At 70.0% G+C, this 26,557-nt stretch carries 21 protein-coding genes; 9 read left to right on the top strand and 12 right to left on the bottom strand.

Annotated elements, in window-relative coordinates; translation table 11 throughout:
- Nucleotides 1-19 precede the first annotated feature (19 nt).
- The 5 genes from HUA78_RS25555 to HUA78_RS25535 form a co-directional block, all read right to left on the bottom strand.
- Nucleotides 20-1,639: an MXAN_6577-like cysteine-rich protein gene (locus tag HUA78_RS25555; protein WP_174477349.1), complete on the bottom strand. Its 1,620-nt coding sequence runs from the start codon at nt 1,637-1,639 to the stop codon at nt 20-22.
- Nucleotides 1,636-3,582, bottom strand: coding sequence for a TonB-dependent siderophore receptor (locus tag HUA78_RS25550; protein ID WP_254623882.1), 1,947 nt, complete (start codon nt 3,580-3,582; stop codon nt 1,636-1,638). The genes HUA78_RS25555 and HUA78_RS25550 overlap by 4 nt, the downstream gene beginning before the upstream one ends.
- A 23-nt stretch (nt 3,583-3,605) precedes the next feature.
- Nucleotides 3,606-5,726, bottom strand: a complete 2,121-nt coding sequence (locus tag HUA78_RS25545) for a carbamoyltransferase C-terminal domain-containing protein (RefSeq protein ID WP_174477348.1) — start codon at nt 5,724-5,726, stop codon at nt 3,606-3,608.
- Between the two features lie 9 nt (nt 5,727-5,735).
- On the bottom strand, nt 5,736-7,004 hold the full coding sequence (locus HUA78_RS25540; RefSeq protein ID WP_174477347.1) for a hypothetical protein: 1,269 nt from the start codon (nt 7,002-7,004) through the stop codon (nt 5,736-5,738).
- A 65-nt stretch (nt 7,005-7,069) separates the two neighbouring features.
- On the bottom strand, nt 7,070-8,542 hold the full coding sequence (locus HUA78_RS25535) for a cobyric acid synthase (RefSeq protein WP_174459795.1): 1,473 nt from the start codon (nt 8,540-8,542) through the stop codon (nt 7,070-7,072).
- Nucleotides 8,543-8,604: 62 nt separating this feature from the next.
- Here HUA78_RS25535 and HUA78_RS25530 point away from each other — a divergent pair, with 62 nt between their 5' ends.
- The 3 genes from HUA78_RS25530 to HUA78_RS25520 are packed head-to-tail and all read left to right on the top strand — an operon-like array spanning nt 8,605 to nt 11,200.
- Nucleotides 8,605-9,471, top strand: coding sequence for an ABC transporter substrate-binding protein (locus HUA78_RS25530; RefSeq protein ID WP_174454469.1), 867 nt, complete (start codon nt 8,605-8,607; stop codon nt 9,469-9,471).
- Nucleotides 9,468-10,262: an ABC transporter ATP-binding protein gene (locus HUA78_RS25525; protein WP_174454470.1), complete on the top strand. Its 795-nt coding sequence runs from the start codon at nt 9,468-9,470 to the stop codon at nt 10,260-10,262. The genes HUA78_RS25530 and HUA78_RS25525 overlap by 4 nt, the downstream gene beginning before the upstream one ends.
- Nucleotides 10,259-11,200, top strand: coding sequence for an iron ABC transporter permease (locus HUA78_RS25520; RefSeq protein WP_141643463.1), 942 nt, complete (start codon nt 10,259-10,261; stop codon nt 11,198-11,200). The genes HUA78_RS25525 and HUA78_RS25520 overlap by 4 nt, the downstream gene beginning before the upstream one ends.
- A gap of 5 nt (nt 11,201-11,205) precedes the next feature.
- Here the strand turns inward: HUA78_RS25520 and HUA78_RS25515 are convergent, their stop codons facing one another.
- From HUA78_RS25515 to cobT, 4 genes are all read right to left on the bottom strand, one after another.
- Entirely contained in the window at nt 11,206-12,465 is a 1,260-nt protein-coding gene (locus HUA78_RS25515) for a cytochrome P450 (protein WP_174477346.1), read from the bottom strand.
- A 132-nt stretch (nt 12,466-12,597) separates the two neighbouring features.
- Nucleotides 12,598-13,185: a histidine phosphatase family protein gene (locus HUA78_RS25510; RefSeq protein WP_254623893.1), complete on the bottom strand. Its 588-nt coding sequence runs from the start codon at nt 13,183-13,185 to the stop codon at nt 12,598-12,600.
- 63 nt (nt 13,186-13,248) lie between these two features.
- Nucleotides 13,249-13,989: an adenosylcobinamide-GDP ribazoletransferase gene (cobS, locus tag HUA78_RS25505; protein WP_174454473.1), complete on the bottom strand. Its 741-nt coding sequence runs from the start codon at nt 13,987-13,989 to the stop codon at nt 13,249-13,251.
- 51 nt (nt 13,990-14,040) lie between these two features.
- The gene (gene cobT, locus HUA78_RS25500; protein WP_174454474.1) at nt 14,041-15,102 is read right to left on the bottom strand and encodes a nicotinate-nucleotide--dimethylbenzimidazole phosphoribosyltransferase; all 1,062 of its coding nucleotides are present in this window, start codon (nt 15,100-15,102) and stop codon (nt 14,041-14,043) included.
- 346 nt (nt 15,103-15,448) lie between these two features.
- Here cobT and HUA78_RS25495 point away from each other — a divergent pair, with 346 nt between their 5' ends.
- Together HUA78_RS25495 and HUA78_RS25490 are read left to right on the top strand one after the other, a co-directional pair.
- On the top strand, nt 15,449-16,642 hold the full coding sequence (locus HUA78_RS25495; protein WP_174454475.1) for a D-Ala-D-Ala carboxypeptidase family metallohydrolase: 1,194 nt from the start codon (nt 15,449-15,451) through the stop codon (nt 16,640-16,642).
- A gap of 12 nt (nt 16,643-16,654) precedes the next feature.
- Nucleotides 16,655-17,749 (top strand): lipopolysaccharide assembly protein LapB, encoded by a 1,095-nt coding sequence (locus HUA78_RS25490; protein ID WP_174477345.1) that lies wholly within the window; start codon nt 16,655-16,657, stop codon nt 17,747-17,749.
- Here HUA78_RS25490 and HUA78_RS25485 read toward each other — a convergent pair.
- Both HUA78_RS25485 and HUA78_RS25480 read right to left on the bottom strand, forming a co-directional pair.
- A complete protein-coding gene (locus tag HUA78_RS25485) occupies nt 17,740-18,306 on the bottom strand; it encodes a metal-dependent hydrolase (RefSeq protein WP_174477344.1) in 567 nt (188 codons plus the stop codon). The genes HUA78_RS25490 and HUA78_RS25485 overlap by 10 nt on opposite strands.
- Nucleotides 18,307-18,344: 38 nt before the next feature.
- On the bottom strand, nt 18,345-18,578 hold the full coding sequence (locus HUA78_RS25480) for a hypothetical protein (RefSeq protein WP_174454476.1): 234 nt from the start codon (nt 18,576-18,578) through the stop codon (nt 18,345-18,347).
- A 165-nt stretch (nt 18,579-18,743) separates the two neighbouring features.
- Here HUA78_RS25480 and HUA78_RS25475 point away from each other — a divergent pair, with 165 nt between their 5' ends.
- The 3 genes from HUA78_RS25475 to HUA78_RS25465 all read left to right on the top strand — a co-directional run bounded on the left by HUA78_RS25475 (nt 18,744) and on the right by HUA78_RS25465 (nt 22,167).
- Entirely contained in the window at nt 18,744-19,268 is a 525-nt protein-coding gene (locus HUA78_RS25475) for a MarR family winged helix-turn-helix transcriptional regulator (RefSeq protein WP_141643472.1), read from the top strand.
- Nucleotides 19,269-19,375: 107 nt separating this feature from the next.
- Nucleotides 19,376-20,623 carry an HlyD family secretion protein gene (locus HUA78_RS25470; protein WP_174459790.1) on the top strand — a complete coding sequence of 416 codons (1,248 nt, stop codon included), beginning with the start codon at nt 19,376-19,378 and terminating at the stop codon, nt 20,621-20,623.
- Between the two features lie 2 nt (nt 20,624-20,625).
- Complete coding sequence (locus HUA78_RS25465; RefSeq protein ID WP_141643474.1) at nt 20,626-22,167, top strand: DHA2 family efflux MFS transporter permease subunit; 1,542 nt, start codon at nt 20,626-20,628, stop codon at nt 22,165-22,167.
- Between the two features lie 114 nt (nt 22,168-22,281).
- On the opposite strand, the gene HUA78_RS25460 is transcribed toward HUA78_RS25465, so the two are convergent.
- The gene (locus HUA78_RS25460; protein WP_174477343.1) at nt 22,282-23,316 is read right to left on the bottom strand and encodes a polysaccharide lyase; all 1,035 of its coding nucleotides are present in this window, start codon (nt 23,314-23,316) and stop codon (nt 22,282-22,284) included.
- Between the two features lie 489 nt (nt 23,317-23,805).
- Between HUA78_RS25460 and HUA78_RS25455 the strand changes: the two genes are divergently transcribed.
- Nucleotides 23,806-26,553, top strand: a complete 2,748-nt coding sequence (locus tag HUA78_RS25455; protein WP_174477342.1) for a CHAT domain-containing protein — start codon at nt 23,806-23,808, stop codon at nt 26,551-26,553.
- The last annotated feature ends 4 nt before the right edge of the window (nt 26,554-26,557 follow it).

The raw sequence follows: 26,557 nt of genomic DNA, 5'->3' as shown, positions 1-26,557 counted from the left end.
GGGGCGAAGTGCCCCCGCCTCAGAACCCCTTGGGCAGGGCCACCACGTCGCTGACCAGCGAGAAGCCACTCGCGGGGCAGGCGGCGATGGCGGGCTCCGACGTGTCCAGGAGTCCCCTGCGCTCGACGAGCGTGCTGCCCACGACCTCGTGGACGAAGATGCGCCCGCCGTTGGTGTCCCCCAGGTAGGTGCGATTGCCGACCACGGCGAAGCGGCCGGCGGCCGGAATCGGACAGGAGCCGATGCCCGGCGAGCACTGGATGGGCGCGGTGGACACCACGAGGTCCTGCGCGTCGAGGAGCACCAGCGCCGAGCGCTCCACGGACAGCAGCTTGAAGTTGGTGTCATAGACGGCCTTGCCGCCGCAGCTCACGAGGAGTTGCTCGCCCACGGGAGCCACGGAGCCCGGGTTGAGGCAGCCGTCGCCCAGGTCGATGAGGTCCACCGCGCGGCTCGTCGGGTCGATGCGTGCGAGCAGGCCAGGCCCGCCGGGGCTGTACGTGACGGGGTTCAGGTTGTTGAGGGTGACGTACAGCTTGCCGTGGTGTTCGGTGATGCCGGTGGGCGTGGACAGCGTCGTGTTGTCGGGGAAGGGCTTCAGCGCGGCCCCCGAGGGCAGCACGATGGTGTCCACCACGGCGGGTTCGTTGTTGGCCAGCGAGACGCGCACCACACGGCCCCCGGCGGACGGGTCTCCCAACAGGTTGCCGTAGAGCGTGACCCAGAGGTCGTGGGTGCCCGTCCTCGTCATGGCGAAGGGATTGGTGTTGGCGCCGAAGCTCACGCTCGCGACGTTGGTGAAGGTGATGCCGTTGGGGAAGCGGGAGCCCGGGGGGCCGGGAGGCAGGGGGTCTCCTTCGCGACGGAGCACCTGGAGCGTGTTGTCGGACGAGTTGAGGATGTAGACGTACGGGTCCTGGACCAGGACCTGGTTGGGAGCGCGGCCCGTGTCGTTGCTCGCGGGCAACACGCCGTAGTCGCTCAGTCGCGCCTGGACGAGCTTGCGCGTGGAGTCGAGCACCAGCAGCACGTCCAGCATCCGCGCCGCGCTCTGCGGAGACGAGGCCACCAGGGTGTTCGGGCCCTTGAAGTCCGAGCCGGACTGGATGCCCACCACCTGCCCGGTGTTGAAGCACGTGGCCACCACGTCATAGGTGCACACGCTGCCCCGGCAACTGCGGGCGTCTCCGCAGACGTTGCCGCAGGCGCCACAGTTGTTGGGGTCGGCCTCCCCGTTGATGCACGCGTTGCCGCACTGAAGCATGCCCCCGGCGCAGCTCCCCTGGCAGTCGCCGTTCATGCACACCTCGAAGGGTTGGCAAACCTTGCCGCCTTCACCCGCGCAGCCGCCGCAATGCTGGGGCGAGGACTGGGTATCGACACAGGCGCCGCCGCAGGCCGTGGCGCCCTGCTGACAGCGGCACGCGCTCTGCGCGCAGAGCTGTCCGGTGCCGCAGGTGTTGCCACACTCGCCGCAGTTCGCGGACTCGCTGGTGAGGTCCACGCAGGTGTCCCCGCAGCGGGAGAGTCCCTCGCTACAGACGACGCCTTCGTCGGGGCAGCCCGTCAGCAGCAGGCACGACAACAATGAGACCAGGGCAGCGAGGTGTCGCCCGGGAGGAAGTGACGCGGCATTCATGGGGTGTCCGCCTTTCGATGCGAAGAGGGAGAAACGTCGAGTGCCATCGCCACGGAGGCGAGCACGGCGCGGCCCGGCAGGGGATAGCCGTCGAAGTCCTCGACGAAGGTGTCGAAGACGTTCTTGAAGTCGAGGGAGAACGTCAGCGCGGGCCGGCGCCCCACCGTGCTGGACACCCCCGCATGCAGCAGCGCACGCGCTGGCAGCAGCAGCTCTCCGGTGCGGTTGCGCAGTTGCGAGGACTGGGCCCGCAGCTCCACGCGTCCCGTCAGCCACGAGGGGCCCGCGGCCACGCGCGCGGACAGCGTGTGGCGCGGGCGGAGCGGTATCTCCTTGAGGTAGTAGCGCGGGTCATCCCGGAGGTTGCGGGAGACGAGCAGCGTGTACGCCAGGGAGCCGGACAGGAACGACGTGGGCCGCGCCTCCGCGTCCACTTCCAGTCCCGAGACTCGCGCCGAGGCGAAGTTGAAGGGCTTGGCGGCGAACGGGGGATACGCCTCGTAGGCGATGAGGTCTTCGTAGAGGCTGTGGAACCCTCCCACGGACACGAGTGAGCGCTCCGTGCGGTGCGCCAGGGCCACGTCCGCGGACACGGCCCGCTCGGCGCGCAGGTCCGCGTTGGGCAGCAGTGTGCCCTGGCGCACGTACAGCTCCAGCAACGAAGGCGCGCGGTGGGCCTGGCCCACGTTGGCGCGCAGCTCCAGGCGCGCGGGCAGGGACACCCGGGCACCCAACTTGGGTGACCACAGCGTGTACGGGCCCACGCGCTCCAGTCGCAGCGAGGGAGTCACGTGAAGGCGCCCCGAGAGGAGTGCGACGTCATCCATCGCCATGACGCTGGCGCGCAGCCAGGAGGTCCGCTCTTCCGTCGGCGTGGCGACACCGTTCGTGGACAGGCCCTCTCCGCCCACGCTCGCCAGCGCGGAAACGACGTGCCAGTCACCCAGGGGCAGCCGTCCCTCGAACTCACCTCCGCCGGCTCGCAGCACCTGCACGCCCTGTTGTGACACCGGGCCGCCCGTCAGCTCCAGGCGCTCCTGCCGGAAGTGCGCGCGCGCCGACACATCGACGCGGTTCGCGAGTGAGCCGAGCACGCGCAGGCTCAGCACGCCCCGGCGGCTGGACTGCCGCGCATCCGCGACGGGGTTCTGCGCCGTGCCCGCGAGCCCGCGTCCTTCCAGCGAGCCCTCGCCCATCGCGTCCACCACCACGCCCGGGGCCAGTCGGTGCCGCACGCGCAGCAATGCCCCCGCGCCGCGTGCATCGTTGTTGTCACGTCGCCGCGTCTCGGGCGCGTCTCCCGGCAACGTGGGCGTGGTGTCGAAGGGGTAGGAGAAGCCGCCGGAGGAGGTGCCTCCGTGCACGAGCAGGAGCAGCTCACTGTCCAGCAGCGGGCCGGTGGCGGCGAGCCAGCCCGTCGCGGTGTCCCAGCTCCCATAGCTCACTTCGCCGGACAGGCTCAGCGTGTCGCCGGGACTTCGGGTGACGATGTTCACCACGCCGCCGAGTCCACCGCTGCCGTAGCGCGCGCCCGCGCTTCCGCGCAGCACCTCGAACTCGCGTGCGAGCGCCAGGGGGATGCGCGACAGGTCCGCGCTGCCCCCCGCGCCATTGAGGGGAATGCCGTCGAGCAGCACCAGCGTCCCGTTCGACGAGGCTCCCCGGACGACCAGGCTCTTGCTCTGTCCGTACCCGCCAGACTCCTGGATGGCGACACCCGGTGAGGTGGCGAGCACCTCGGCGGTGTCGCGGGCCGTGCCGCCGCGCTCCTCCACGGAGATGACGGTGACGACGCTGCTGGGGTCTCGTTGCGACGCGCGGTCCATCGGCTCGGGGTCGGGCACCTTGCCCACCACGTCGATGACCTCGGACATGGGAGGTGTTCCCGCGTCCTCGGTGGACTGGGCCCATGCCGGCGCGCACGCCAGCAGCGCCAGACTCAAGAGACACCTCGTGAGTGCCGTCTTCACGCTCCTGTACCGGGAGCGAGTCCCGGACCGAAGCCGAGGATGGAGGCGCGGCGCAACGAGCCGAGCATCCGCAGCAGTCGCGCTTCGTCCAGCGTGGAGTCCTCGCGAGAGGCGCGCTCCAGCAACTTCCAGCCCGTCATTCCGGGCTCGACCTTCGTCACCAGCTCCGAGAGCGTGAGGGAGACGAGCTGGAGCACCGTGCCCCACGGTGTCCGCACGCGGAACGCGCCACAATGTCTCCACCCGCCGGTCATCTGGCGCGCATCCTCCAGGGCGCGACCTTCCGCGTCCAGAGCGAAGCCCAGGGGCTCCTTCAACAGGTGCCGCAGGTCCGTTTCACCCGTGAATCCGGAGGGCTCGGGCGCCAGTCGCTCTCCGAGCACGAGCAACTCCAGGTCCAGCAGTGAAGCGTAGGCCGCCTGCTTCAGCACCAGGTGCTCACCGAGCACGCAGCCGTCGAGCCCCGTGGACAGCAGACACCAGAGGGCGTCCTCGGGTGTCTCGACGATGGGCTCTCCCGCGACGTTGAAGGAGGTGTTGAGCAGGACGGGCACGCCGGTGCGCGCGTGGAACGCCGAGAGCAGCGCGTGCAACAGCGGGATGTGCTCCGCGCGGACCGTCTGGACGCGGCCCGTGCCGTTGACGTGGGCGACGGCGGGGACGCGATGACGCTGGGCCTCGCGAAAGCGCCACACCCGGAGCATGAAGGGACTGTCGTCGGAGGCTGTGTCGTCGAGGTCGAACCACTCGCGTGCATGCTCCGCGAGGATGGCGGGCGCGAAGGGACGGAAGGCCTCGCGGAACTTCACCCGGCTGTTGAGGACGTCCTTCATGTCGCCGGGACGTGGGTCGCAGAGAATGCTCCGCTGCCCGAGCGCGCGAGGGCCCAGCTCCGAGCCTCCCTGGAACCACCCGAGCATCTTTCCTTCCACCAGCAGGTCGGCAACGGCGGGCACCACCGAGGGCAACCGACGTGACACGACAGCGGGCGTCGCCTGGATGGCGCGGTCCACCCAGGAGGAGGGATACGTCCTGCCCACGCTGTCCTGCTGGAGCCGTCGAGTCGACTGTCGCCCTGTCAGGTGCCAGAGCCCGTGATACGCCGCGCCCAGGGCCGTGCCGCTGTCCTCGGCGGCGGGCATGACGTAGACGTCGCGGAAGCCCGCCTCCGTGAAGAGTCGCTCGTTCGCCACGCTGTTGAGCGCGACACCGCCCGCGTAGCAGAGCCTGTCGCACGACGTGCTCGCGCGAAGGCGTCGGACGATTTGCAGCAGCCCTGCTTCCAGCGCCGCCTGGGCGGAGGCCGCCAGGTTCCGGTACTCCTCCTGGCGCGCGGGCCATCGCTCGTTGTGTGAGAAGCGCCGAGGCACGGCGTCGGAGAAGACGAACCGTCCATCGACGATGTCGAAGAAGTCGGTGATGGGGATGTCGGGCACGCCGTAGGGCGCCAGCCCCATGACCTTGCCCGGACCTTCGAGCACGTCGGAGAAGAGCTGTCGCCCGACGGCGGAGTACAAGCCGCCGAGGCTGCCGAAGCGCGGCATCCCATGGAAGCGCTCCAGTTCCGCGGAGGCGGTGACCTCCAGGAAGGTCCCCAGGTGCTTCTCCAGCGGGACGAAGCCGTCGCGCGACGCGCGGTAGACGGAGAGCGTCTCTTCTCCTCGCCGCTCCGAAACGACCGCCGCCAGCTCCGTTTCGGACAGGTCCTGGACGTTGGAACCGAAGCCGTCGGCGACGAGCACGAGGGCCTCATCGAAGCCGGACGTGGCGAAGGCGCCGACGGCGTGTCCCAGGTGATGCGAGAGGGTGAGCGTGGGCACCCCCGTCCTGGCGAGGGCGAGGTCGGGGTTGGCCCGCACGTCGAAGAGGGGCCCGCGAGGCCCCATCAGCGAGCAGCACGCGACGAGGCTCAAGTCCTCGGGTTGGATTCCCGCGTGCTCCAGGCAGTAGCGCACCGACAGTGACGCGAGGCCGCCAGGAATCCACGCCCGCTTGCGTCGCAGCAGGCGCTCTTCCTGGATGGCCACGACCAGCTCGTCGCCGCGCAGCAGACACGCGGCGCCGTTGTGGTTCGATGCGCCAATGCCCAGCACCCACGGAGCGCTGTGGCCTGACATGGCGGTACCTCAGTTCGCCGGGGCGGGCTCGGGCCTCAAGGAAGGAGCCTGGGGCGGAGCCACCTTGGGGGCCGCCTGCTTGCGAGGCGCGGGAGCGGCGGGCGCGGGCGCGGCGACGTTGAAGAGGTTGACGAGCACGCCCACGGCCGCGAGCTGGGACGTGGTCGGGTTGTAGTCAATGGCCTCGCCGATGGGGAAGTCCACGGAGCTGGAGGCCTGGACCTGGAGCTGGCCGTCGGGGGTGACGAGGACGGTCCACAAGAGGCCCTCCTGCGTGGTGGCGAAGACATACGGCTGGCCGCCGACGCGGGCCATGGCGGCGCGGAACGCGAAGGACTGGGGCAGGGCCAGGTTCTGCTTCAGGTCCACGGAGCCCTGGGATTGGAACTCGGCGGGGCGGACGCGGAAGAGCCACGTGTTCTTGTCCGCCGGGCCCACGGAGCAGGCCACGGCGACCAGGTGGTCATCGAGGATGGCCAGGCCGTTGATGCCGCGCTGGGCGGCCGGGTTGTAGCGCTTGCGGGCGAGCACGTTGCCCTGGGGGAGCTGGAGCATCACCAGGTCTCCGTCCTCGGCGCCGGTGATGACGATGCCGTCGCGCCACGCGACGATGTCGCGCACGTTCCAGAGCTGGAAGGGACTGGGGATGGGGTCGGGAGAGCGGACGTTGAGCTTCTTCAGCACCGCGAGCTGGCGGCCGTTGCGCGAGACGTTCCAGATGAGGACGAAGCCATTCTCATGGCCCGTCACCAGATACTCGCGATTCGCGTGGACGACGAAGACGCCGCTGTTGGCGGTGCCCACGTCCGCGTCATAGGCGAAGTTCTCGAAGCGGAACGCGCGAGGAAGCCTGTCCAGGTGAGTGGGCTCCGCGTCCTCTTGCAGCGCGGTATCCCGCTCGCGCCAGAGGGTGATGGTGGTGCTGTCATTGGAGGTGACGAAGGTCCGCTCGTCGCGGACGGCCATCATCTCCACGCCCCGGTTGGCGGGGGTGCGCAGCACATCGGTGAGCATGGGTCCCCACTCGGTGGGGCCCGGAGGGCGGAAGAACGTCATGGAGCCATCCAGACGTCCGACGATGAATCGGCCCGAGTCCAACCATTGCAACTGCTGCGTGTAGGGATACGTGGTGCCCACGGGTGTGAGCACCTGGGCGGCGAGGTTGCTGTCGGCGGTGCCGGCCTGGGCCTGTTCCTGGGCATGGGCGTCGTGCTGACAGGCCATGACAAAGAGCAGCACCAGTCGTGGCAGGACGCGAACGAATCCATCGAGCTTCATGTTGAGCCTCCTCCTACATGCGCTTCAGTCGGGAATCCCCAAGCGCCCCCCTCGGCAGGATGGAGTCAGGCAAACGTTGTCATGTGCTCGGCCAAGGCGGCTGCGAGGCGATTATAACTTTCCTCCCGACGGGTGTCATGGTTGCACAGGGGCGCTGTCAGGACTGGCAATCCCTTGCGCTGGCGCAACGTGTTGATGAATGCCCGACTGAGTCGGGGATTCTTGAACAGGTCATGGATGAACGTGCCAAAGATGGGCAGTCGCTCATGCACGGCGCCATCGACTCCGCCCGCATGGGCGTACAGCGGCCTCGCGCTCGCATACCTGACGAGTCCGGAGTGAATCTCATACCCTGACACCTCGCCCGCGCTCGCGAAGGGATTGTCGGGCGTCGGCGTGTAGTGACGATTGAAGACCGTCTTGCCAGGGAGGAACTCCACGTCGATGTCCAACAACCCCAGCCCCGTGGTGCTGCCGTGCTCGGACTCGCGGCGGCCCTCGTCGAGCAACTCGCGCCCCAGCATCTGGAAGCCCCCGCAGATGCCGACGATGGGCGTGGTGGTGCTCAAGTCCTGGAGCACCCGCTCGAAGCCGATGCGCCGCAGGTGGAGCAGGTCTCCCACCGTGTTCTTGGTGCCGGGAACGATGATGGCGTCCGGCGCACCGAGCTGGTCCACGGAGCGCACGAAGCGCACGCGCACGTGGGGCTCCTCCTGGAGATAGTCGAAGTCGGTGCTGTTGGAGATGTGCGGCAGGTAGAGCACCGCCACGTCGATTTCAGGCGCCCCGTGCATCCGGGGCTGGACGCGGTCCTCTTCCTCCAGCGCCAGGGACAGATAGGGCATCACCCCGACGACGGGCCGCTTCGCGTGGTGCTCGATGAAGTCGACGGCGGGCTGGAGGACCTGCCGGTCTCCTCGGAACTTGTTGATGATGAACCCGGCGATGCGCTCGCAGTCCTCGGGCGCCACCAGCTCCAGCACCCGCAACGTGCCGAGCAGCTCCGCCGCGATGCCGCCCTTGTCGATGTCCACCGCCAGGTACACGCGCGCGTCCAGCCGATGGGCCACCTCCATGTTCACCACGTCGAACGGACGCAGGTTGGGCTCCGCGCAGCTCCCCGCGCCTTCCGCGATGACCAGGTCGTAGTGCCGCGTCAGGTGGTCGATGGACTCCTGGATGGCGGACAGCTTGAGCGCGCGGTGCGTGTCGGAGAGGAAGTACTCGCGCGCGTCGACGTCCTGGTGCGGCCGGCCGTGGATGATGAGCTGGCTGACGCTGTCCGACTTGGGCTTGAGCAGCAGCGGGTTCATGTGGACGATGGGCCGCTGCCTCGCCGCGAAGGACTGCACCGCCGTGGCCCGGGCGATTTCCTCGTTCTCCTCCGTGACGAAGGAGTTGAGGGACATGTTCTGCGACTTGAAGGGGGCCACGCGCAGCCCTTTGTTTGCGTACAGACGGCACAGGCCGGCGACCAGCGTGGTCTTCCCCACGTGGGAGCCCGTGCCTTGAATCATGAGGTGAGGGTGCTTCGGCATGGCGGGCCTCCTGGCGCGCGTGCACTATAAGGCGTCAACCTCTCACGGGTTCCCTGCTGCTCATGTCCGTCGCGCGCTCCCTCTCCCTGCTCGTCGTCTCCCTCACGCTCCTCGTCGGCTGCCAGCGCTCCGCGCCGGCTCCGGAGGCGGGGACGCGGCGAATCGTCTCGCTGTCTCCCGGAATCACGGAGACGCTCTACGCGCTGGGTGCGGGTGAGCAGGTGGTGGGCCTCTCCGACTGGGCCTCCTGGCCCTCCGAGACGGCATCCGTGCCCAAGGTGGGCTCCACGCTGTCGCCCAACTACGAGGCCATTGCCCGCCTCAAGCCCACCCTCATCATCGATGAGCAGGTGAAGCAGGCCCCCGCGGGCTCTCTGTCCGCGCTCGCCCCGGTGAAGGTGCTGCCCTGGCTCTCCGTCGACGATGTGGCGAACGGGATTCGCGAGCTGGGCCGCCAGACGGGGCGCGAGGACGCGGCCACGAAGCTCGCCCAGAAGGTGGAGACGACGCTGAAGCGCAAGCCCCCGCCGGACGCGCCCCGGGTGCTCCTGGTGATTGGCGACCCGGAGGCCGCGCTCACCAGCATCTGGTACATCCGCAAGGGCTCGCTTCACGGTGCGGCCCTGGAAGCGGCGGGCGCGCGCAACGCCGTCGCCGAGGACCCCGCGGGCCCGCCCAACGTCTCCGTCGAGCAGCTCATGACGTTGGACCCGGACATCATCCTGGTGCTGGTGGAGGGCCCCCGCCTGACGCCGGAAGAGGAGGCGCGACAGCTCGCCCCGTGGAAGCAACTGACGGTGCTGCGCGCGGTGAAGCAGGGGCGGGTGAAGCTGGTCGCGGGCCCGGGCGTACAGTCCACCGGCCCTCGCATCCTGGACGTGGTGGAGCAACTCCAGGCCGCGCTGCGCTTCGACACGAAGACCCCATGACGTCTCTTCTGGAGGTCTCCGGGGCGACGGTGCGCAAGGGCGAGCGGGCGTTGCTGGAGGATGTGTCCCTCCGCGTCGCACCGGGAGATTTCGTCGCCGTGGTGGGACCCAATGGCGCGGGCAAGACGACGCTGATGCGCGTGGCGCTCGGCCTTCAGCGCCCCGACGCGGGCCGCGTCACCGTGAATGGCCTCGACGTGGGAGCCCTCTCCCCCCGGGAGCGCGCCGCGTTCCTCGCGTGGCTGCCCCAGCGCGTCCAGGTGTCCGAGCCCATCACCGCGCTGGAGCACGTGGCCGCCGCGCGCTACCGCTTCAAGGAGTCCCACCGTCGCTCGGAGGAATCCGCGCTCGTGGCGCTCGCCCGCGTGCAGGCGGAAGCCCTCGCCTCGCGGCCCATCACCGAGCTGTCCGGCGGAGAGCAGCAGCGCGTCGCGGTGGCGGCGCTGCTCGCGCAGGAAGCGCCCCTGGTGTTGCTGGACGAACCCGCCAACTTCCTGGACCCGGCCCAGCAGTTGGAGCTGTATGCGCTCGTGGGGCAGATGTGGCGCTCGGGGCTGGGCGTGCTGTGCATCACTCACGACATCAACGTGCTCGCCCATGCGATGCGCGCGGGCAGCGAGGGACGGATTCGGGTGCTGGGCTTGTCGAAGGGCCGCGTCGCCTTCGAATCGCACTACGACGCTCCGGACCTGGGTGAACACCTGGGCCGGGTGTTCTCCGTGCGGATGCGAGGCGTCGAAGTCGAGAACCGCCGGGTCTTCGTGGGCATGTCCCTGGAGCGTGGGGAATGAGGACGCGACTGGTGGTGATGCTGGCGGTGTGCGCGCTCGTGGTCGCCGTGGCGCCCTTCGTCGGGCCGCCCATGCCTCCGGACGCGCGCGACTTCATCCTCTGGCAGTTGCGCATCCCCCGGACGTTGATGGCGCTGGTGGTGGGAGGCACGCTGTCGCTGGTGGGCGCGGTGTATCAGTCCCTCTTCTCCAACCCGCTCGCCGCGCCGAGCACCATTGGCACCACGGCCGGCGCCACGCTGGGCGCGCTGGTGGCCATCGTCCTGGGCGCGCGCACCGCGCTGTGGGGCCTGCCGCTCATCACCGGCGCTGCCTTCGCGGGCGCGCTGGGGGTCAGCCTGCTGGTGGCCGCCATCGCGGCGGGGCGCAACGTGCGGATGAATGACCTGGTCCTCGCGGGCATCGCCTTCTCCATGGCGGCGGGCGCCATCTCCACGGGCGTGCAGTTCTCCGCGGACTCCGCCGAACTGCTCACGGCCATGCGGTGGACCATGGGCCACCTGCCGCAGGTGGGCTATCAGAACATCGTGATGTTGTTGCCCATTGCCGCGGTGTCGGTGGTGGGCCTGCTGACGCTCACGCGGGCGCTGGAGGTGTTCATCTCCGGTGAGGAGCACGCCGAATCGCAGGGCGTCAACGTGCGCGCGGTCCGCATGGCCTCCATCGGCCTGGGGGCGCTGGGCGTGGCGGGCTGTGTCGCGTGGTGCGGTCCCATCGCCTTCGTGGAACTCATCGTCCCCCACATCGTCCGGCGGGTGCTGGGGGTGAGTCGGCGCGTGCTGCTTCCGTGCTCGGTGGTGGTGGGCGCCAGCTTCCTCGTGCTCTGCGACGCGGTGGCCCGCATCATCCTTCCAGGCAGGGAGACTCCCGTGGGCCTGGTGACGGCGGCCCTGGGCACGCCGCTCCTCATCTACCTGGTGGCGCGCAAGTCGTCCTGAGTCGCTCAGCCCTGGCAGGGCAGTGAGGTGAGGCCTCGGAACACGGCGGTGTCGCGCCGCTTCCACGCGCCGGGTACCAGTCGCAGTCCAGGCAGGTCCCTGGCCAGCATGCCCAGCGCGCCCTGGGCCTCCATGCGCGCGAGCGCCGCACCGATGCACTGGTGGATGCCGTGGCCGAAGGCGATGTGCTGGAGGTCCGGGCGTTGGATGTCGAGCGTGTCGGGTTTCTCGAAGCGCCTCGGGTCCCGATTCGCCGCGCCCAGCAACACCCAGGCCCACTCGCCCGCGCGCACGGCGGCGCCGCCCACCTCCACGTCCTCCTGGGCCATGCGCGAGCAGAGCTGCAACGGCGTGTCGAAGCGCAACAGCTCCTCCACCGTCCCCTTGAGGCGCGAGGGCTGGGCACACAGCGCCTCCCACTGCGCGCGGTGCTCCATCAGCGCGAGCACCCCGTTGCCGATGAGGTTGACGGAGGTGTCGTAGCCCCCGAAGAGCAGGAGCATGCAGGTGGGCAGCAGCTCCTCCTCGCTCAGCGCCTGCTCGTCCTCCTGTGCGGCCACCAGCAGCCCGAGGATATCGCCGCGACGCGATTGCCTGCGCCGGGTGACGGAGGCCTGGAGGCTCTGGCTCACCTCGCGAGTGGCGGCGCTGGCGGCCTCTCTCACGGCCAGCGGCGCGGAGGCGTCTCCACAGCGTGCGAGCGCGAGCGCCCAGCGCTGGTACAGGTCCGAGTCCAGCTCGTCGGCGCCCACGAGCCAGCGCAGCGTCGTCCGGGCCAGCGGCGCGGCCAGGTCCGCGATGATGTCCAGCTCTCCTTTCTGGCGCGCCCGGAAGAGGAGCGCCTCCACCGTGGCCTGGACGTGCAGGGACAGCTCCTTCATGCGAGGACCCAGCGCGCGCTTCGTCACGGCGCGCAGGCGTGTGTGGTCCGGCGGGTCCATCAACAGGAACCACTGACGGTGCATGGCGGACAGCGCCGCGAGCGCCTCCGGAGGCGAAGGGAAGTCCTCGGGGCGGCTCTCCCTGGCGCCCGTGATGTTCCGGCTGAAGCGCGGATGGGAGAGCACCTCCACGCAGTCCGCGTGGCGGGAGAACAGCCACAACCGGAGCTCGGGGTTCCAGCAGGCGGGCCGCTGGAGGAGTTGCTCATAGACGACGTAGGGATTGCCCCGTGACTCGGGTGAGAAGGGATTGAGGCAGTGCGTCTCACGGGCCCCGGGGGCGCTGGGAGGCCTGTCGGCTTCGCCTCGCGGGTCGCTCTCCATGGGACGGGTCCCCCGTGCGGCGGATGGACGATGTGAGAAAGACAGACACAGCGCCGCGCCGTGAATCGCAAAGGCTACGCCTCGCGGACAAAACCGGTCAAGCCGAGGGCCCCGGGGGGCTGGCCCGCTGTGTCACGGCGCCGCGTTCGTCAACTTCACCACGGGCTCATCGCCATAGAAGTCGATGACATTCACGGCGGCGTGGACCTGGTCCAGGCGGAACAGATGTTTGTCCGCCATGCCCAGCGACTCGGCGAGGAGGGTGCGGTTGACGCCTCCATGCGACACCAGGGCGAAGCACTGTCCGACATGTCGCGCGCGCAGGGCTCGGCCCCCCGCACGGACGCGCTCGCGCATCTCCGAGAAGGTCTCTCCCTCTGGAAACCGCACCCGTTCGGGGTGCGCCATCCATTCGGCGTACACCTCCGGAAACTGGCGCTCGGCCTCCTCGTAGGTGAGGCCCTCGAAGAGTCCGAAGTCGATTTCGCGGAAGGCCTCCTCCACGCGGATGTCCAGGCCGCGTCCCTCCGCCACGCGCTTCGCCGTATCGAGGGCTCGGCGGCGAGGACTCGAGTAGAGGCCCTGGAGGTCCGCGCTGGCCAGCAGGGTCGCGGCACGCTCCGCCTGGGCATGCCCCTCCGGCGCGAGGCCCACGTCGAGCCGTCCGTAGCAACGGCCCTTCATCTCCTCGGAGGGCTTGCCGTGCCGCAGCAGAATCATGCGCGTCACGCCGCTCGGTATTCGCCAGTCCATGCCGCGTCCGTTCCCTATGCTCGCTTCACTTCAACCGAGTGCCAGCGCGAGCACGAGCACCAGGGCCTCGCAGACCTCGGTGTTGGCTCCCATGGTATCGCCGGTGATGCCATCGATTTTCTTCCGGCACCAGAGGCCCTGGAGCGCGGATACGACGGCCACCATCACCAGGGCCACGCCCCCTCGCCAGCCCATCAGGCCCAGCGCGAAGCCGAGCGCCAGCACCGTGGCGCCGATGACTTCGACGCGGCCCACATAGTCGGTGATGGCCATGCCGATGCCCCCGCTTCGCCGCGCATAGGGAAGCAGCCAGCCTTGAGGGACGGAGCCCCAGCGGCCCAGCGCCAGCGCCACGACCAGCGCGGCGTCCGCCTGCCCGCGCTCCAGCAGCGCCGCCAGGGCGGTGGCCTTGAGTCCCACGGTCAGCAACAGCGCGACACCTCCATAGGCGCCAATGACGTGGTCTCTCATGATGCGCAGCACGTCCTCCTTGGTGCGCCCGCCGCCGAAGCCGTCCGCCATGTCCGCCAGCCCGTCCAGGTGCAGAGCGCCGGTGAGCAGCGCGTAGACGGCGAGCAGCAGATACGCCGTCACCATCGACGGCAGCAGGGGGTAGAGCGCGAAGCGCACGCCGACGAGCAGGGCGGCGAGCAGGGCGCCCACCAGGGGGAAGCACAGCGTCGCGCGGCCCACGTCGGCGGCATCGAAGGTGGCCGCCCCGGGGACGGGGATGCGACTGAGGAAGGCGATGCCGGCGAGGAGTCGCTTCATGGGGGCTCGGGTGTCGCGACTCCTGCCACGTTTCGGCCGGAGGAGCGAGCCTCAGCGCCGGCTCTTCTCCGCGACGCCCGCCGAGGCGAACGTCGCCATCTCGTGCAGGATGTGCATGCTGCTGTCCATCAGCCCCATCGCGAGCACGGCGCCCGTGCCCTCGCCCAGGCGCAGGCCCAGGTCGAGCAGGGGCCGCAGGCGCAGGGCCTCCAGCACCCGGCGGTGGCCCGCCTCGCGCGACATGTGACTGGCGAGCAGGAAGGGCATCACCTTGGGACACAGTCGTGCGGCCACCAGCCCGGCGACCGAGGAGATGAAACCATCCAGCATGACGGGCACTCGCCGCGAGGCCGCGCCCAGCGCCGCGCCGGCCAGGCCCGCGATTTCAAAGCCGCCCACCTTGGCGAGCACGTCCAGCGGGTCCGCCGCGTCCGGCTTGTTCACCGCGAGCGCCCGGCGCACCACCTCCACCTTGCGCGTGAGGCCCGCGTCGTCCACGCCCGTGCCTCGCCCGGTGGCCATGTCCGGTGACACGCCCGCGAGCACGCACGTGAGCGCCGCCGACGCGGTGGTGTTGCCAATGCCCATGTCGCCCAGGCCCAGCAGCGTCACGCCCGAGTCCGCCAGCTCCAACGCCAGGAGCGCGCCCACGCTCAGGGCCTCCTCGGCCGTCTTGCGCGACATGGCCGGCCCTCGGGCCAGGTTGGCCGTACCGGGGCCCTGGCTGTGCATGCGCACGCCCTCCAGTCCCTCCACGGGAACGCGCACGCCCATGTCGACGACCTCCACGCGCACGCCGTGCTGTCGGGCCAGCACGTTGATGGCGGCGCCGCCTCGGGCGAAGTTGGCCACCATCTGCGCGGTGACCTCCGCGGGGTAGGCGCTCACGCCTTCCTCCGTCACGCCGTGGTCCGCCGCCATCACCACCAGCCCCTTGCGCGGCATCGCGGGCGCGGGCTCACCGCGCAGCGTGGCCCACTGACACGCCAGCTCCTCCAGGCGGCCCAGGCTGCCCTGGGGCTTCGTCTTCATGTCCAGCAGGCCCTGGCACTGGCTCCCTGCCTCGGCGTCAGGTTCGGGAATCCTGGCGAGCACGTCACGGTACGCAGGCATGGGGCCCCCTTCGAGGGAAACCCCTTCAAGCTAGGCGTGCGCGGTGCCGCGAGGCAATGGCCGCGGGCCGGTCCGAGGGCGCGGTGCTGCATGGTGGTGGACACAACCCCGCACGCGCGTCCTGTCGTGGAGGCCACGGGCGGTGTGCCTTCGAGGGCTGGGAGTCCATGCGACGAGGGTTGCCCTTCGAGGCGGCGCATCGTCGAGCAGTGAGGGATTGGGTTCCGGCGCGTCGGGTCAGTGACAGCGCTGAGGCGTGTGTCCCTGGCACGCGGCGCGGCGCGGGTGAAAGTGCGCGGGCCGCTGTACGGCTGTCCCGAGATCAGGGCGGCGGGGGGAGGCGCTCATGAACAGGAAGGCACGGTGGTGGGGGCTGGCGCTGGTGGCGCTCGTCGCGAGCTGCAAGTGCGGGAGCGAGTCGGACCCGACGGGCACGGGGGGCAGTGGAGCGCCTCCGCCCCTGGTGGAAGTCACCACGCCGGAAGGGGGTGAGCCGGTGTCGCTGGCCATCATCGAGGCCTTCACGCGCCGCGAGGAAACGCCTCCACGCACGTCGTTCGTGACGAGCGAGGAGCTGGTGGTCCGCGCGCGCGTCACGGGCGGCGAGGCGGGGTTGGTGGACCGCATCAAGTGGACGGTGACGCCGGTGGGCACGCGCACCGGGCCCGCGGAGCCCGCCACGGCGACAGGTGCCGAGCTGACGTTCCGAGGCAAGTCCGCACAGTCGGTGGCAGGCAGTCGGGACCCCAACCCTCCGCTCGAGTACGAGGTGTTGGGCGTGCTCGACCTGGAGGATGGCCGCGGGCTGGAGGTGAAGCTGCCTCCGTCCTCGTTCCTCCGCCAGGACGAGACGGACACGCTGAGACAGGAGTACGTGGATTACGACACGGACTTCCAGCCGACGCTGGCCAACATCCGCGTGCCGGGCAACACGACGCTCAACCGGGGCAACTACACGCTCGTCGCCGAGGAGACGCCGGGCGACCTGGACAAGCTGCTCCAGGACGTGGACACCGAGCTGAACAAGCTCCTCAAGGATGATGTGCAGGTGGTGCCGGTGGGCACGGTGACGAGGAGCCCCGCGACGGTGGTCGTATCGTCCGGGGGGTCGGTGCTGATGCTCGGGCCCCTGGGAGACACCACGCCGAGCGGCGATGACGTGTGCGCGGGACTCCGGGTGGGCGGCCTGTGCGCGGGGCCCATCCTCGCCGGGCCGAACCGGCGGGCCGACACCACCGCGAACAACCGCGTCGCGACGGTGAGCGTGGAGCCCTTCATCACCAGCGCGTTCCGCAATCCGCAGCGCAACCGGTTCATCGGCTCGGGCTCCATCAACAGCCGTCACACCCGGGGACGCGCGCTCGACATCGACCCGCGCTCCATGGTGGTGCCCGGCAGGGATGCGCGGCAGCTCATGTGTCTGGTGGAACTCGCGGGCATCCGGGTGGTGGGCGAGGAAGACAGCTTCACGGAGAACGGGCCGGTGACGTTCCTCGACTGCAATGACCCGGCGGCGGACCACGTCCACATCCAGCGGTAGCAAGGAGGGCAGATGAGCGCGAAGGTTCTACTCGTCGCGGTGTGGGGGGTGCTCACGCCCGTGCTGGCACAAGTCCCGTCGTCCGCGGCGCCCAAGCCCTCGGTGGCGACGCCCGCCACGCTGTCACCCACGGCGAAGGAGGGCGTCCGGTTGGCGCAGCGGGACTGTCCCTCGGATGGCTTCGACAAGGCGCGCTGCGCGAGGGCCATCGCCCTGCTGGAGGAAGCGGCGAACGAGAACCCGAACCAGCAGGACGTGCAGCTCGCGTTGGCGCAGGCGTACTGGAACACGTCGTTTCGCGAGTCACCGCAGGGGCGCTCCCGGGGGGACTTGCGGCAGCGCTCGCTGGACATCTACCAGCGGCAGGTGGAGCTGGGCTCGAAGGATGCCAGGCCCTACTGGGAGCTGAGCCTTCGACAGAAGGACGAGGCGCAGCGACTGCCGCTGTTGCGACGCACGGTGGAGCTCAACCCGGTCCATCCGCAGGCCAACCGGGAGCTGGCGCGCACGGAGCTGTCGGTGGGGGAGGTGGACGCGGCGGTGCTCAGCTACCAGAAGCACCTGGAGGTGAGCCCCTATCGCGACTCGAGTGATGCGCTCGCGCACCTGGACTTCGCGAAGCAGTTGGAGGGCGCGGGACGCCCGAAGGACGCGGCCCAGGTGACCGAGCGGGTGTCGACGCTCATGCAAGGCGAGCGTCGTGCCACGCGCTGCGAGGTCTGGCGGTCCGCGGACCCGAAGCTGTACGCGCAGAAGGCGGAGCTGTCGAAGAAGGTGAAGGAGCTGCTCCCCTACTGCACGGAGACCGCGTCACTCGAGCAGGCGGCGGAGCTGGAGCGCCAGGGGCGGGTCGACGAGGCGATTGTCGCCGCGAAGCGACAACTGGAAGAGAACCCGAAGCCCGAGGCGACACACGTCATGCTGGAGCGCCTCTATCAGAGCAAGGGCGAGCCGGCGCAGGCCGCGCAGGTGGCCACGCAGACCCTGGAGCAGGAGCCCGATGCGAAGGAGAAGTGCGAGCGCTTCCGCGAGCTCGCGCCCACCACCGTGCGGGCCATGCCGCAGGACCAGGTGGAGGCGCTGCGGCGCGACTGCCATCAGCCGTGAGGGCCACTTTGCTCGGCGCTCCCGGGTGCGGGCGCCTCGCGCTCCCCGAGGAAGCGCCGCCTCAAGGTCTTCGTCACCTCCGCGTCCCAGCGCGGGGACAGCAGCTCGACGAAGGTCCGCCGCCAGCGCAGCGCGCACGCGAAACACGCCAGCGTGGTGATGAGGCCGATGACGGCGTTCTGCCACGAGGAGAGGTTCCACTGCCCCTGCCAGAACCACTCCCGGAAGCTGGTGGGCCAGTAGTAGTAGATGGGCCACCCCGGTCCGCTGCCCGCGAGGTCGCAGAGCAGGTGCAGGTGGAAGGTCCCCAACGCGAGCAGCCCCACGCGCAGCCGTTGTCGCGCCAGCCCCATGCACACCGCGGCGGTGAGGAGCGCCCCCACGTAGCCGTGGAACAGCACGTGGTGATAGCGCACGTACAGCTCCTCGCCCCCCAGTAGCGTGAGCCCATCCAGGTCCGGTGCCAGGCCCGCGCAGGTGACCAGGATGCGGTCTCTTCGCTCGCGCAGCCCCTGCGCCGCCAGCCACGAGAACTCCGCATGGACGAGGGGATTCATGATGCCCCGGAGCCTACGTCAGCGGCGCGTCCCCGCGCTCACGTGGGCACGGGCGAGCGACGGGGTGTGCCCAACAGCTCCAGCGTCCGCACCGCCACGTCCGCCAGCGTGGCCGAGCACGGCTGGCAGCCTCCACCGCAGCAGGGGGACCAGTCCCCCTCCGGGTCCCTGAGCAGGCCATACACGCAGCTGCGCAGGGAGTCCGGCAGCCCGGCCTCCTCGGAAGCACGGCGCAGCGCCTCCTGCACGGTGGGGTCCTTCACGTCGAGCACACCCCTTCATAACGGTGCGCGTGGCCCTTGGGGATTCGCCTTCACTCCCCGGGCAGGCGAGCAGCCCTGCCTGTCTCTTTCTGGCGCCCTCCCGCAGATTTCTATTGCGCCCACTAGTTAGGGGCCTTACGAGTTGGGGGCGGCATCTTTTCGCCGCGCATCGAGATGAGCGTGAGTCCTCCTCCCATCACCCGCTTCGAGCGGTTGCAGCGACTGGCGCGGCGCTTCCCGCAGCTCGACACGAGCGGCCTGGAGACGTGCATCACCCTGCTGCGCCTGTCGAACGATTTATCCGACGCCTACGACGCCAGCCTGGCGCGACACGGGCTGTCGAAGGGGCGCTTCACCGTGCTCGTCCGGCTGTTCTCCACCAGCGAGGCGGAGGACGGCCGAGGGCTCACGCCGGCGGAGCTGGCGGAGAACTCGTGTGTGAGCCGCGCCACCATGACGGGCCTGCTCGACACGCTGGAGAAGGACGGCCTCATCTCCCGGGAGGACCACCCGGAAGACCGCCGCATGTACACCGTGCACCTCACGCCGAAGGCCCGGCAACTGCTCGAAGGGATGCTCCCCGAGCACTACCGCCGCGTCGCCGCGCTCATGTCTCCGTTGAACGAGCAGGAACGCGTCACCCTGCGCGAGCTGCTGGCCAAGGTCTCCACCGGCATCCCGGCCTTCCGGGAGCCGTGAGCCACCCCCTGAACCCTTGATTCCCCTTTGCCGATTCGGCGGATGAGCCGCTGCGTCCAGATGGTTAGCCACCAAATCATCGACCCGCTGAACCTTTGAGAACCACCATGAGCACTGCTTCCCCCTCCCTGGATGTGCAGGACAACGATGTTCCAAAGAACCTCCCCACCGTCGTGAAGGAGCCCGCCGCGCCGCGCTCGCGAGCGAAGAAGGTGTTGCCCGCCCTCGTCGCGCTGGCGCTGGTGGGAGGTGGCGCCCGCTGGGTGCTGACGCGTGGTCACGAGTCCACGGATGACGCGCAGGTGGAGGGCCGCATCGCCAACGTGTCGCCGCGCGTCTCCGGCATGGTCGCCAAGGTGCGGGTGAGCGACAACCAGGCGGTGAAGGCCGGCGACGTCCTCGTCGAACTGGACTCCACGGACCTGGACGCGAAGCTGGAGGTGGCCCGCGCGGACGTGCTGAGCGCGGAGGCCCAGGCGTCCAACGCCCAGTCGCAGCTGGCGCTCACGGAGGTCAACGCCGGCGCCAACCTGCGCCAGGCGCGCGGCGGCGTGGTGCAGGCGAACAGCGGCATCAGCTCGTCCAAGGCGGCGCTGGACCAGTCGCACGCGGACGTGGCGGCGGCCGAGGCCCGCTTCAAGCTGGCGGACGCGGACATGACGCGCGTGAAGACGCTGAAGGCGGAGGGCGCGGTGACGCAGGCGGACCTGGACGCGCGGCAGTCCGCGTATGACCAGGCGAAGGCGTTGCTGGACGTGGCGCGCGCGCGGCTGACCTCCACGCAGGCGGGGGTGCAGGGCTCCTCCGGTGGGCTGGAGACGGCGCAGGGGAAGCTGGCCGCCGCGGAGACGGGGCCGGTGCAGGTGCAGGCGGCGCAGGCGGCGGTGAAGCTGTCCGACGCGAAGCTCAAGCAGGCCCAGGCGGCGCTGCACCTGGCGGAGCTGGCCGTCTCCTACACGAAGGTGCGCGCGCCGGTGGACGGCGTGGTGAGCCGTCGCACGGTGGAGGTGGGGCAGATGGTGGGCCCGGAGCGTCCGCTGATGGCGGTGGTGCCGCAGGACGACGTGTGGGTGGTGGCCAACTTCAAGGAGGACCAGGTGGGCGAGATGAAGGCGGGCCAGCCGGTGGAGGTGGAGGTGGATGCCTTTGGGAGCCACGCCTTCAAGGGCCATGTGGACAGCCTGGCCGGCGCCAGCGGCGCGCGCTTCGCGCTGCTGCCTCCGGACAACGCGTCCGGCAACTTCGTGAAGGTGGTGCAGCGCATCCCCGTGCTCATCCGCTTCGACGGTGAGTCGCAGGTGGCGCTCAAGCCGGGCATGAGCGCCGTCGTCACCGTGGACACGAGGAGCAACTAGTCGTGAAGGGCGACGTCATCACCGGCTCCAAGGCCGGCATCACCATCGCCGCCATGGCCGCGGCGCTGATGTCCGTGCTGGACATCTCCATCGTCAACGTCGCGCTCAGCGACATCCGCGCGAGCTTCGGCACGCCGTTGGACCAGATTGCCTGGGTGTCCACCGGCTACATGATGGCGAACGTGGTGGTCATCCCGATGACGGGCTGGCTCCAGCGGCGCTTTGGTTTCCGGCGCTACTTCACCGCGTCCATCCTCATCTTCACCGCGGCCAGCGTGCTGTGTGGCCTCGCGTGGGACCTGCCTTCGCTGGTGGCCTTCCGCATCCTCCAGGGCATGGGGGGTGGCGCCATCATCCCCACGTCGCAGGCCATCCTCTTCGCGCGCTATCCACAGAAGGAGCACGGCATGGCCGGCGCGCTCTTCGGCCTGGGCGCGGTGACGGGGCCGCTCCTGGGGCCCACGGTGGGCGGCATGCTCATCGAGGTGGCGAGCTGGCACTGGATATTCCTCATCAACCTGCCGGTGGGCCTGTTCGCCGCGTTCATGGCGTGGCGTCACATCAAGCAGGAGGACTTCGCGCCCTCCACGGCCCGCGTGGACCGGTGGGGAATCGCCCTGCTCGCGGTGGGCATGGCGGCGCTCCAGTTCGTGCTGGAGGAGGGCACGCGCGAGGACTGGTTCGACAGCATGAAAATCACCGTGCTCGCCGTGGTGGCGGGCGTGGCGCTCATCACCTTCATCGTCCACCAGTTGGAGACCCCCGAGCCGGTGGTGGATTTGAGGGTGTTCGCCAACCGCTCCTATGCGGCGGCCACGGGGGTGAACTTCCTCGTCGGGACGGCGCTGTTCGGAGGCTCGTTCCTCTTCAGCCTCTTCTGCGGCACGGTGATGCACTACTCGGCGCTCGACATCGGCCTGGTGTTCCTCAAGGGCAGCTTCATCCAGGTGCTGTTGATGCCGCTCATCGGCAAGTTCGGCGGCAAGCTGGACGGGCGGTGGCTGGTGGGCCTGGGCATCGTCGGCATGTGCTTCTCGCTGTGGACCAATGGCCACTTGAGCAGCACGGCGGACGAGGCGGCGCTGATTACACCCGTCTTCATCCGCGCCTGCTCCATGGGCTTCATCTTCGTGCCGCTGTCGGTGATGGCGCTCAGCAACCTGCGGCCGGACCAGCGCGGCAACGCGGCGGGGCTCTTCAACCTGACGCGCGAATTGGGAGGCTCTATCGGCACCGCGTGGATGAGCAGCGCGCTCAACCGGCTGACGAAGGTGAACACCACGGCGCTCGCGTCGCACGTGGACCCGTACAGCCAGGTGACCCAGGAGCAGCTCGCCGCCCTCAAGGCCACGGTGGCCGCGCGGGTGACGGACCCCCTGGCCGCCGCCTATGGCCTGTTCAGCCAGCGCATCAACATGCAGGCGCTGGTGCGGGCCTTCAACGCCAACTTCACCGTGCTCACCGCCATCTTCGCGTGCTCACTGGTGCTGGTGTTCCTCCTCCAGCGCGCCAATCCCGGCGTGAAGGTGGAGGGCGCTCACTGACGTCCGGGCGGCTCGCGCCGCGCACGCGCTGAAAACACAAAAGCGGGTCCGCTCTCGAGGAACGGACCCGCTTTCGTGTTTCCAGGCGGCGGAGAAGAGGTCCGCCGGTTCATCTCAGCGCCGGGGGGCGCGGACTTGCGCGGGCTTGCGACGACGGCTCAGCAGCGTGGCCATGGCCAAGAGCGCGGTGGCGGCGACGAACGGAGCGCCGCCCGTGGCCGACGCGCCACAGCCCTGCGCGCCGCTGTCGGACATCGGGTTGTTGGTGCCATCGCCAGGATTGTTCACCACGCCGACGTTCGGCGTGCCGGTGCCAGGCAGCGTGGGCACGGTGATGACCGGAGGAGGAGTGGGCGTCGGGGTGGGGGTGGGCGTCGGCGTGGGAGTCGGCTCCGGAACGGGCGTCGGCGTGGGAGTCGGCTCCGGCACGGGCACCGGCGCGGGGGGAATCACGTCCTCGAGCGCGGTGCTCATGGTGAAACCATCGTGGTACACGCTCGCCTCGGGCTGGATGGTGTCCTCGCGGTACAGGCCGAGCTTCAGGTAGTTCATCTCGCTGCCGAACTGCGTGGCGCCCATCGTCTTCGGCAGCGCCAGCTTGCCGTTGTGCCAGAGCTGCACGAAGCCGACCTTCGCGTTGGAAGACCACTTCACCTGGAGCACGAAGTCGTGCCACGAGCCCCGGGAGAGCGGGCCCTGCCAGGGGATGGGACCTTCGGAGCCGCCCACGCGCAGGAACATCTGGTCGCCCTTCACGAAGAACTCCAGCGGGGGCGAGCCACAGCAGCCCTCCTGGTGCCACTGCGCGAAGACCTGCCACCCGTCCGACAGGGGGTAGTCCTTCGGGAACAGCGTGCTCCACTTGTAGAAGTACGTGGAGCCCGCCTTCTCCTCACTGATGTAGAGCAACTCGTTGCGATTGCCGCTGGCGCCGATGGGGTCATCGCCCTGGCGCACGGTGGCCTTCAGGGCATAGCGGCCTTCGCGCACCATGTCCGTCACCACTTGAAGACGGCTGTTGGAGACGCTCTGCGAGCGCGTCCACTGCGAAATGTTTCCGGTCTCGAAGTCGCCCTTCCACACCACCTCCGCGGAGGCGAGTGAGGGAACCAGCAACACCAGGGCGGCGAGTCGAAGGAATGCGGTCAAACGAGGTCCTTTCATTCCGGGTTGGCGCATGGGGACACCCGGCCGGGCGTGCTACTTCCCGCTCATGACTGGCTGCCAACCCCCAGGGGTGCGCGCCCTCGTCCGTTCGCCCGGTGGGGAGTGAAGCGGCACGGCGCTTTCGTGCTCGCTCGCCGGTTGCCGCATCGCGCAGTGATTCTGGGGGGATGGAGCGTCGCGTCGCGGGTGGGTGCGCGGGCCACCTCGCGTCATGTCGTGCTCGCATGCTCCACGGCCTGGGGACGCGCCGTCGTCCCGCACGTCCGCCGTTGCATGGGAAATCCGGACCTGCGTCACCGGTGCCGAGGATTCGGCGGCATGTCCGTTCGTACGAGACGGACGTGGACTCCCGAACGTCCGCACCCTGGGGGAGGGGTGTCTGCTTTCCGTCGAAAGTCGGCGGAGGCAGGAGGGTTGGTGTAGAACCCAACGCGTGGGCGGCTGCTTGGGGGAGGCGCCCGAGGGGGCAGCATGTTGAAGTCGACGTACGACAAGGCCCTGGTCCTGGCGTTGGCCGCGCCCGTGCTCGTTGTCACCTTCCTGCTCGCGCGCACACCGTCCGGGGGGAGCGGAGTGGAGACGCGATTCTGGGCCGAGCGCCGGGCGTCCGCGCGCATCGAGGCCCGCCTCACCTACCCGGAAGCCGACCGTTACCGTCCGCGAGTCTCCGCGGGTGGCTGTCTCATTCCTCCCGAGCCCATTCCGTTGAAAGAGCTGGCCCGGCTGGAGGAGGAGGGCGACTGGGCGGGCATCGCCGCCGCGTACGGCCTGCAGGGCGAGTGGAACCAGTCCGGCTCCTTCCTGGAGCGGATGACGTCATCCCCGGACCGCGACAGCGATCTGGCCGCCGTGCACCTGGCGAAGGGAGCCCACGAGCAGGCGCTGAGGTTGCTGGATGGCGTGCTGGCGACGAAGCCCCAGCACCCGCAGGCGCTGTGGAACCGCGCGCTGGTGCTCCGCGACATGGGGCTCACCATGAAGGCGGCGGAGACCTTCGAGAAGGTGGCCGCGCTCGGTGAGCAGGGGTGGAGCCGCGAGGCGAAGGCGCACGCGCTGACGCTGCGCGAGGAGACGCTGGAGCGGGCGAGGAAGTGGCGCGGCGCGCGCGACGCGACGCTGGCGCTGATGGACGACGCGAAGGCGCCGCTGCCCCTCCAGGAAGCGCGGCAGAGTCCGGGGGTCGTCCGGCAGCACTTCTACGATGTGGTCCGCGCGGCGCCGTCGAAGGAGCGCGTGCTGGCGCTGATGCCGCTGGCGCGGGAGCTGGACCGCATCCAGGGCGGCTCCTCGCTCGGGGACTATGTGACGCGCGTGTCGTCCCGCGACTTCGCCCGCCGGGGTGAGCTGTCGCGGAGTTACGCGGAGGCGGTGCGCAAGCGCGCCGCCGCGCCGGAGTCGCTGGTGGAGATGGTGCGCGCCTCCAGTGAGGACGACCTCTTCGTCGGACTGGCGCTGCACAACAAGGCCGCGCTGCGCTACCTGCCGGACCTGGAGTCGCGAACCCAGCGCGACCAGGACTCCTGGTTCAGCCTCTATCTGGAGCGCGAGCGGGCCCGCAAGGAGGTGGCGGACGGGGAGTGGTGGAAGGCCGAGCAGCGCCTGTTCAACGCGCTCCAGCGCTGCCGCGAGGGCGCCTTCTCCGTGCGCTGCGTGGAGCTGGAGGGCCGTCTGGGCATCCTCTACGCGGACCTGCGGCGGCTGACCGAGGCCGAGCAGCACACGCGCACCGCCTGGTCCTGGGCGCGCCAGCTCCAGGAGTGGGACCTGGAGCTGACAGCGCTGGAGAACCTCAACCACATCGCGAGGGACCGCGGCGATTTCTCCAGCGCGCTCGCCTATGTGGAGGAGTGGTCCGCGCGTGGCGGTCGCATCGACCCCTGCTACTGGCCGAACATCAATCGGGCCCACACGTCCTACCTGGCGCTGCGTCCGGAGGCCGCGCGTGACGCGCTGGCCGCCGCCGCCGCGTGCCCCCAGGCGCCGTTGGACCTGATGTTCGGCGCGACGTTCGCGGAGATGGCGCGCGCGCGTCCGGACCCGAAGGACGCGGAGCGGCTGCGCCACGTGTTCGACGTCGCGCGGGTCAACAACCCGATACCCGGCGACGCCGTGTACGCGCGCTACATCGAGGGCCGCTTCGCGCTGGACCGGGAGCATGAGCGGGGCGTGGAGTTGCTCACGCGCGCCATCGAGGACGCGCGGAAGCTGCCGTCCACCGACGTGCTGGCGCGCGAGTCGTGGACGCTGAGCTACTCCTCGCTCGTCACCGATGCGGGGCGCACCGGCGACTGGGCGCGGGTGCTGGAGTTGATGGCCGCGCAGTTGGAGACGCAGGTGCCCGCGAAGTGCGCGCTGGCCGCCGCCGTGCACAGCGAGCGCTCCGTGGCCGTCGCGCGCGGACCGGACGGCGAACTGGTGGGCGACTACCAGGGAGACCGCAAGGCGCCCTTCGCCGAGAGCTCCAGCGCGCAGCTCATTCCCGAGCGGGTGCGGCAGGCGCTGCGAGGCTGCCCCCAGGTGGACGTGCTGGCCTGGGCCCCTGTCTTCGGGCGCACAGACCTGCTGCCCTCGGACCAGCCCTGGAGCTTCCGCATGGGCCGCACCGTCCCGCCTCCCGGTGGCACGCCCTCGTCCCGGCGGCTGGTGGTCTCCAGCGTGGAGGCGCCCGCGCTCCTGCAACTGCCCCGGCTGCCCCCGTGGACGCCGTCGACCGAGACGGAGTCCACGGCGCTGGAGCTGCTGTCGGGTCCGGACGCCACGCCCTCGCGCGTGCTCTCGGGCATGACGGACGCGACGGAAATCGAGATTCACGCGCACGGCATCAGCGACCCGGTCCTCTCCGACGCCGCGTTGGTGGTGCTGACGCCCGAGGGCAACGGCCGCTATGCGCTGACGGCGGACATCGTCCGGCAGCAGAAGCTGGCGGGCGCGCCGCTCGTCTTCCTCGCGGCGTGCAGCGCGGGGCGGCTGGCCTCCACCACCACCCATGAGCCCTTCAGCCTGCCGGCCGCGTTCATCGAGGCGGGCGCGCGCGCGGTGCTCGCCTCCACCGTCGACATCCCCGACGCCGCGGGCCGCTTCTTCGACGGCGTGCGCCAGCGCATCCGCGGCGGCACCGCGCCCGCCGTGGCCTTGCGCGACGAGCGGCAGAAGTGGCTCGCGCGCGATGCCCGCAACGGCTGGACGCACCACGTGCTGCTGGTGGAGACGTCCGACTGAGCAC

The sequence above is a fragment of the Myxococcus sp. CA033 genome (assembly GCF_013336625.1).
Classification (GTDB): domain Bacteria; phylum Myxococcota; class Myxococcia; order Myxococcales; family Myxococcaceae; genus Myxococcus; species Myxococcus llanfairpwllgwyngyllgogerychwyrndrobwllllantysiliogogogochensis.
This window is presented reverse-complemented; position numbering and strand designations above follow the sequence as displayed.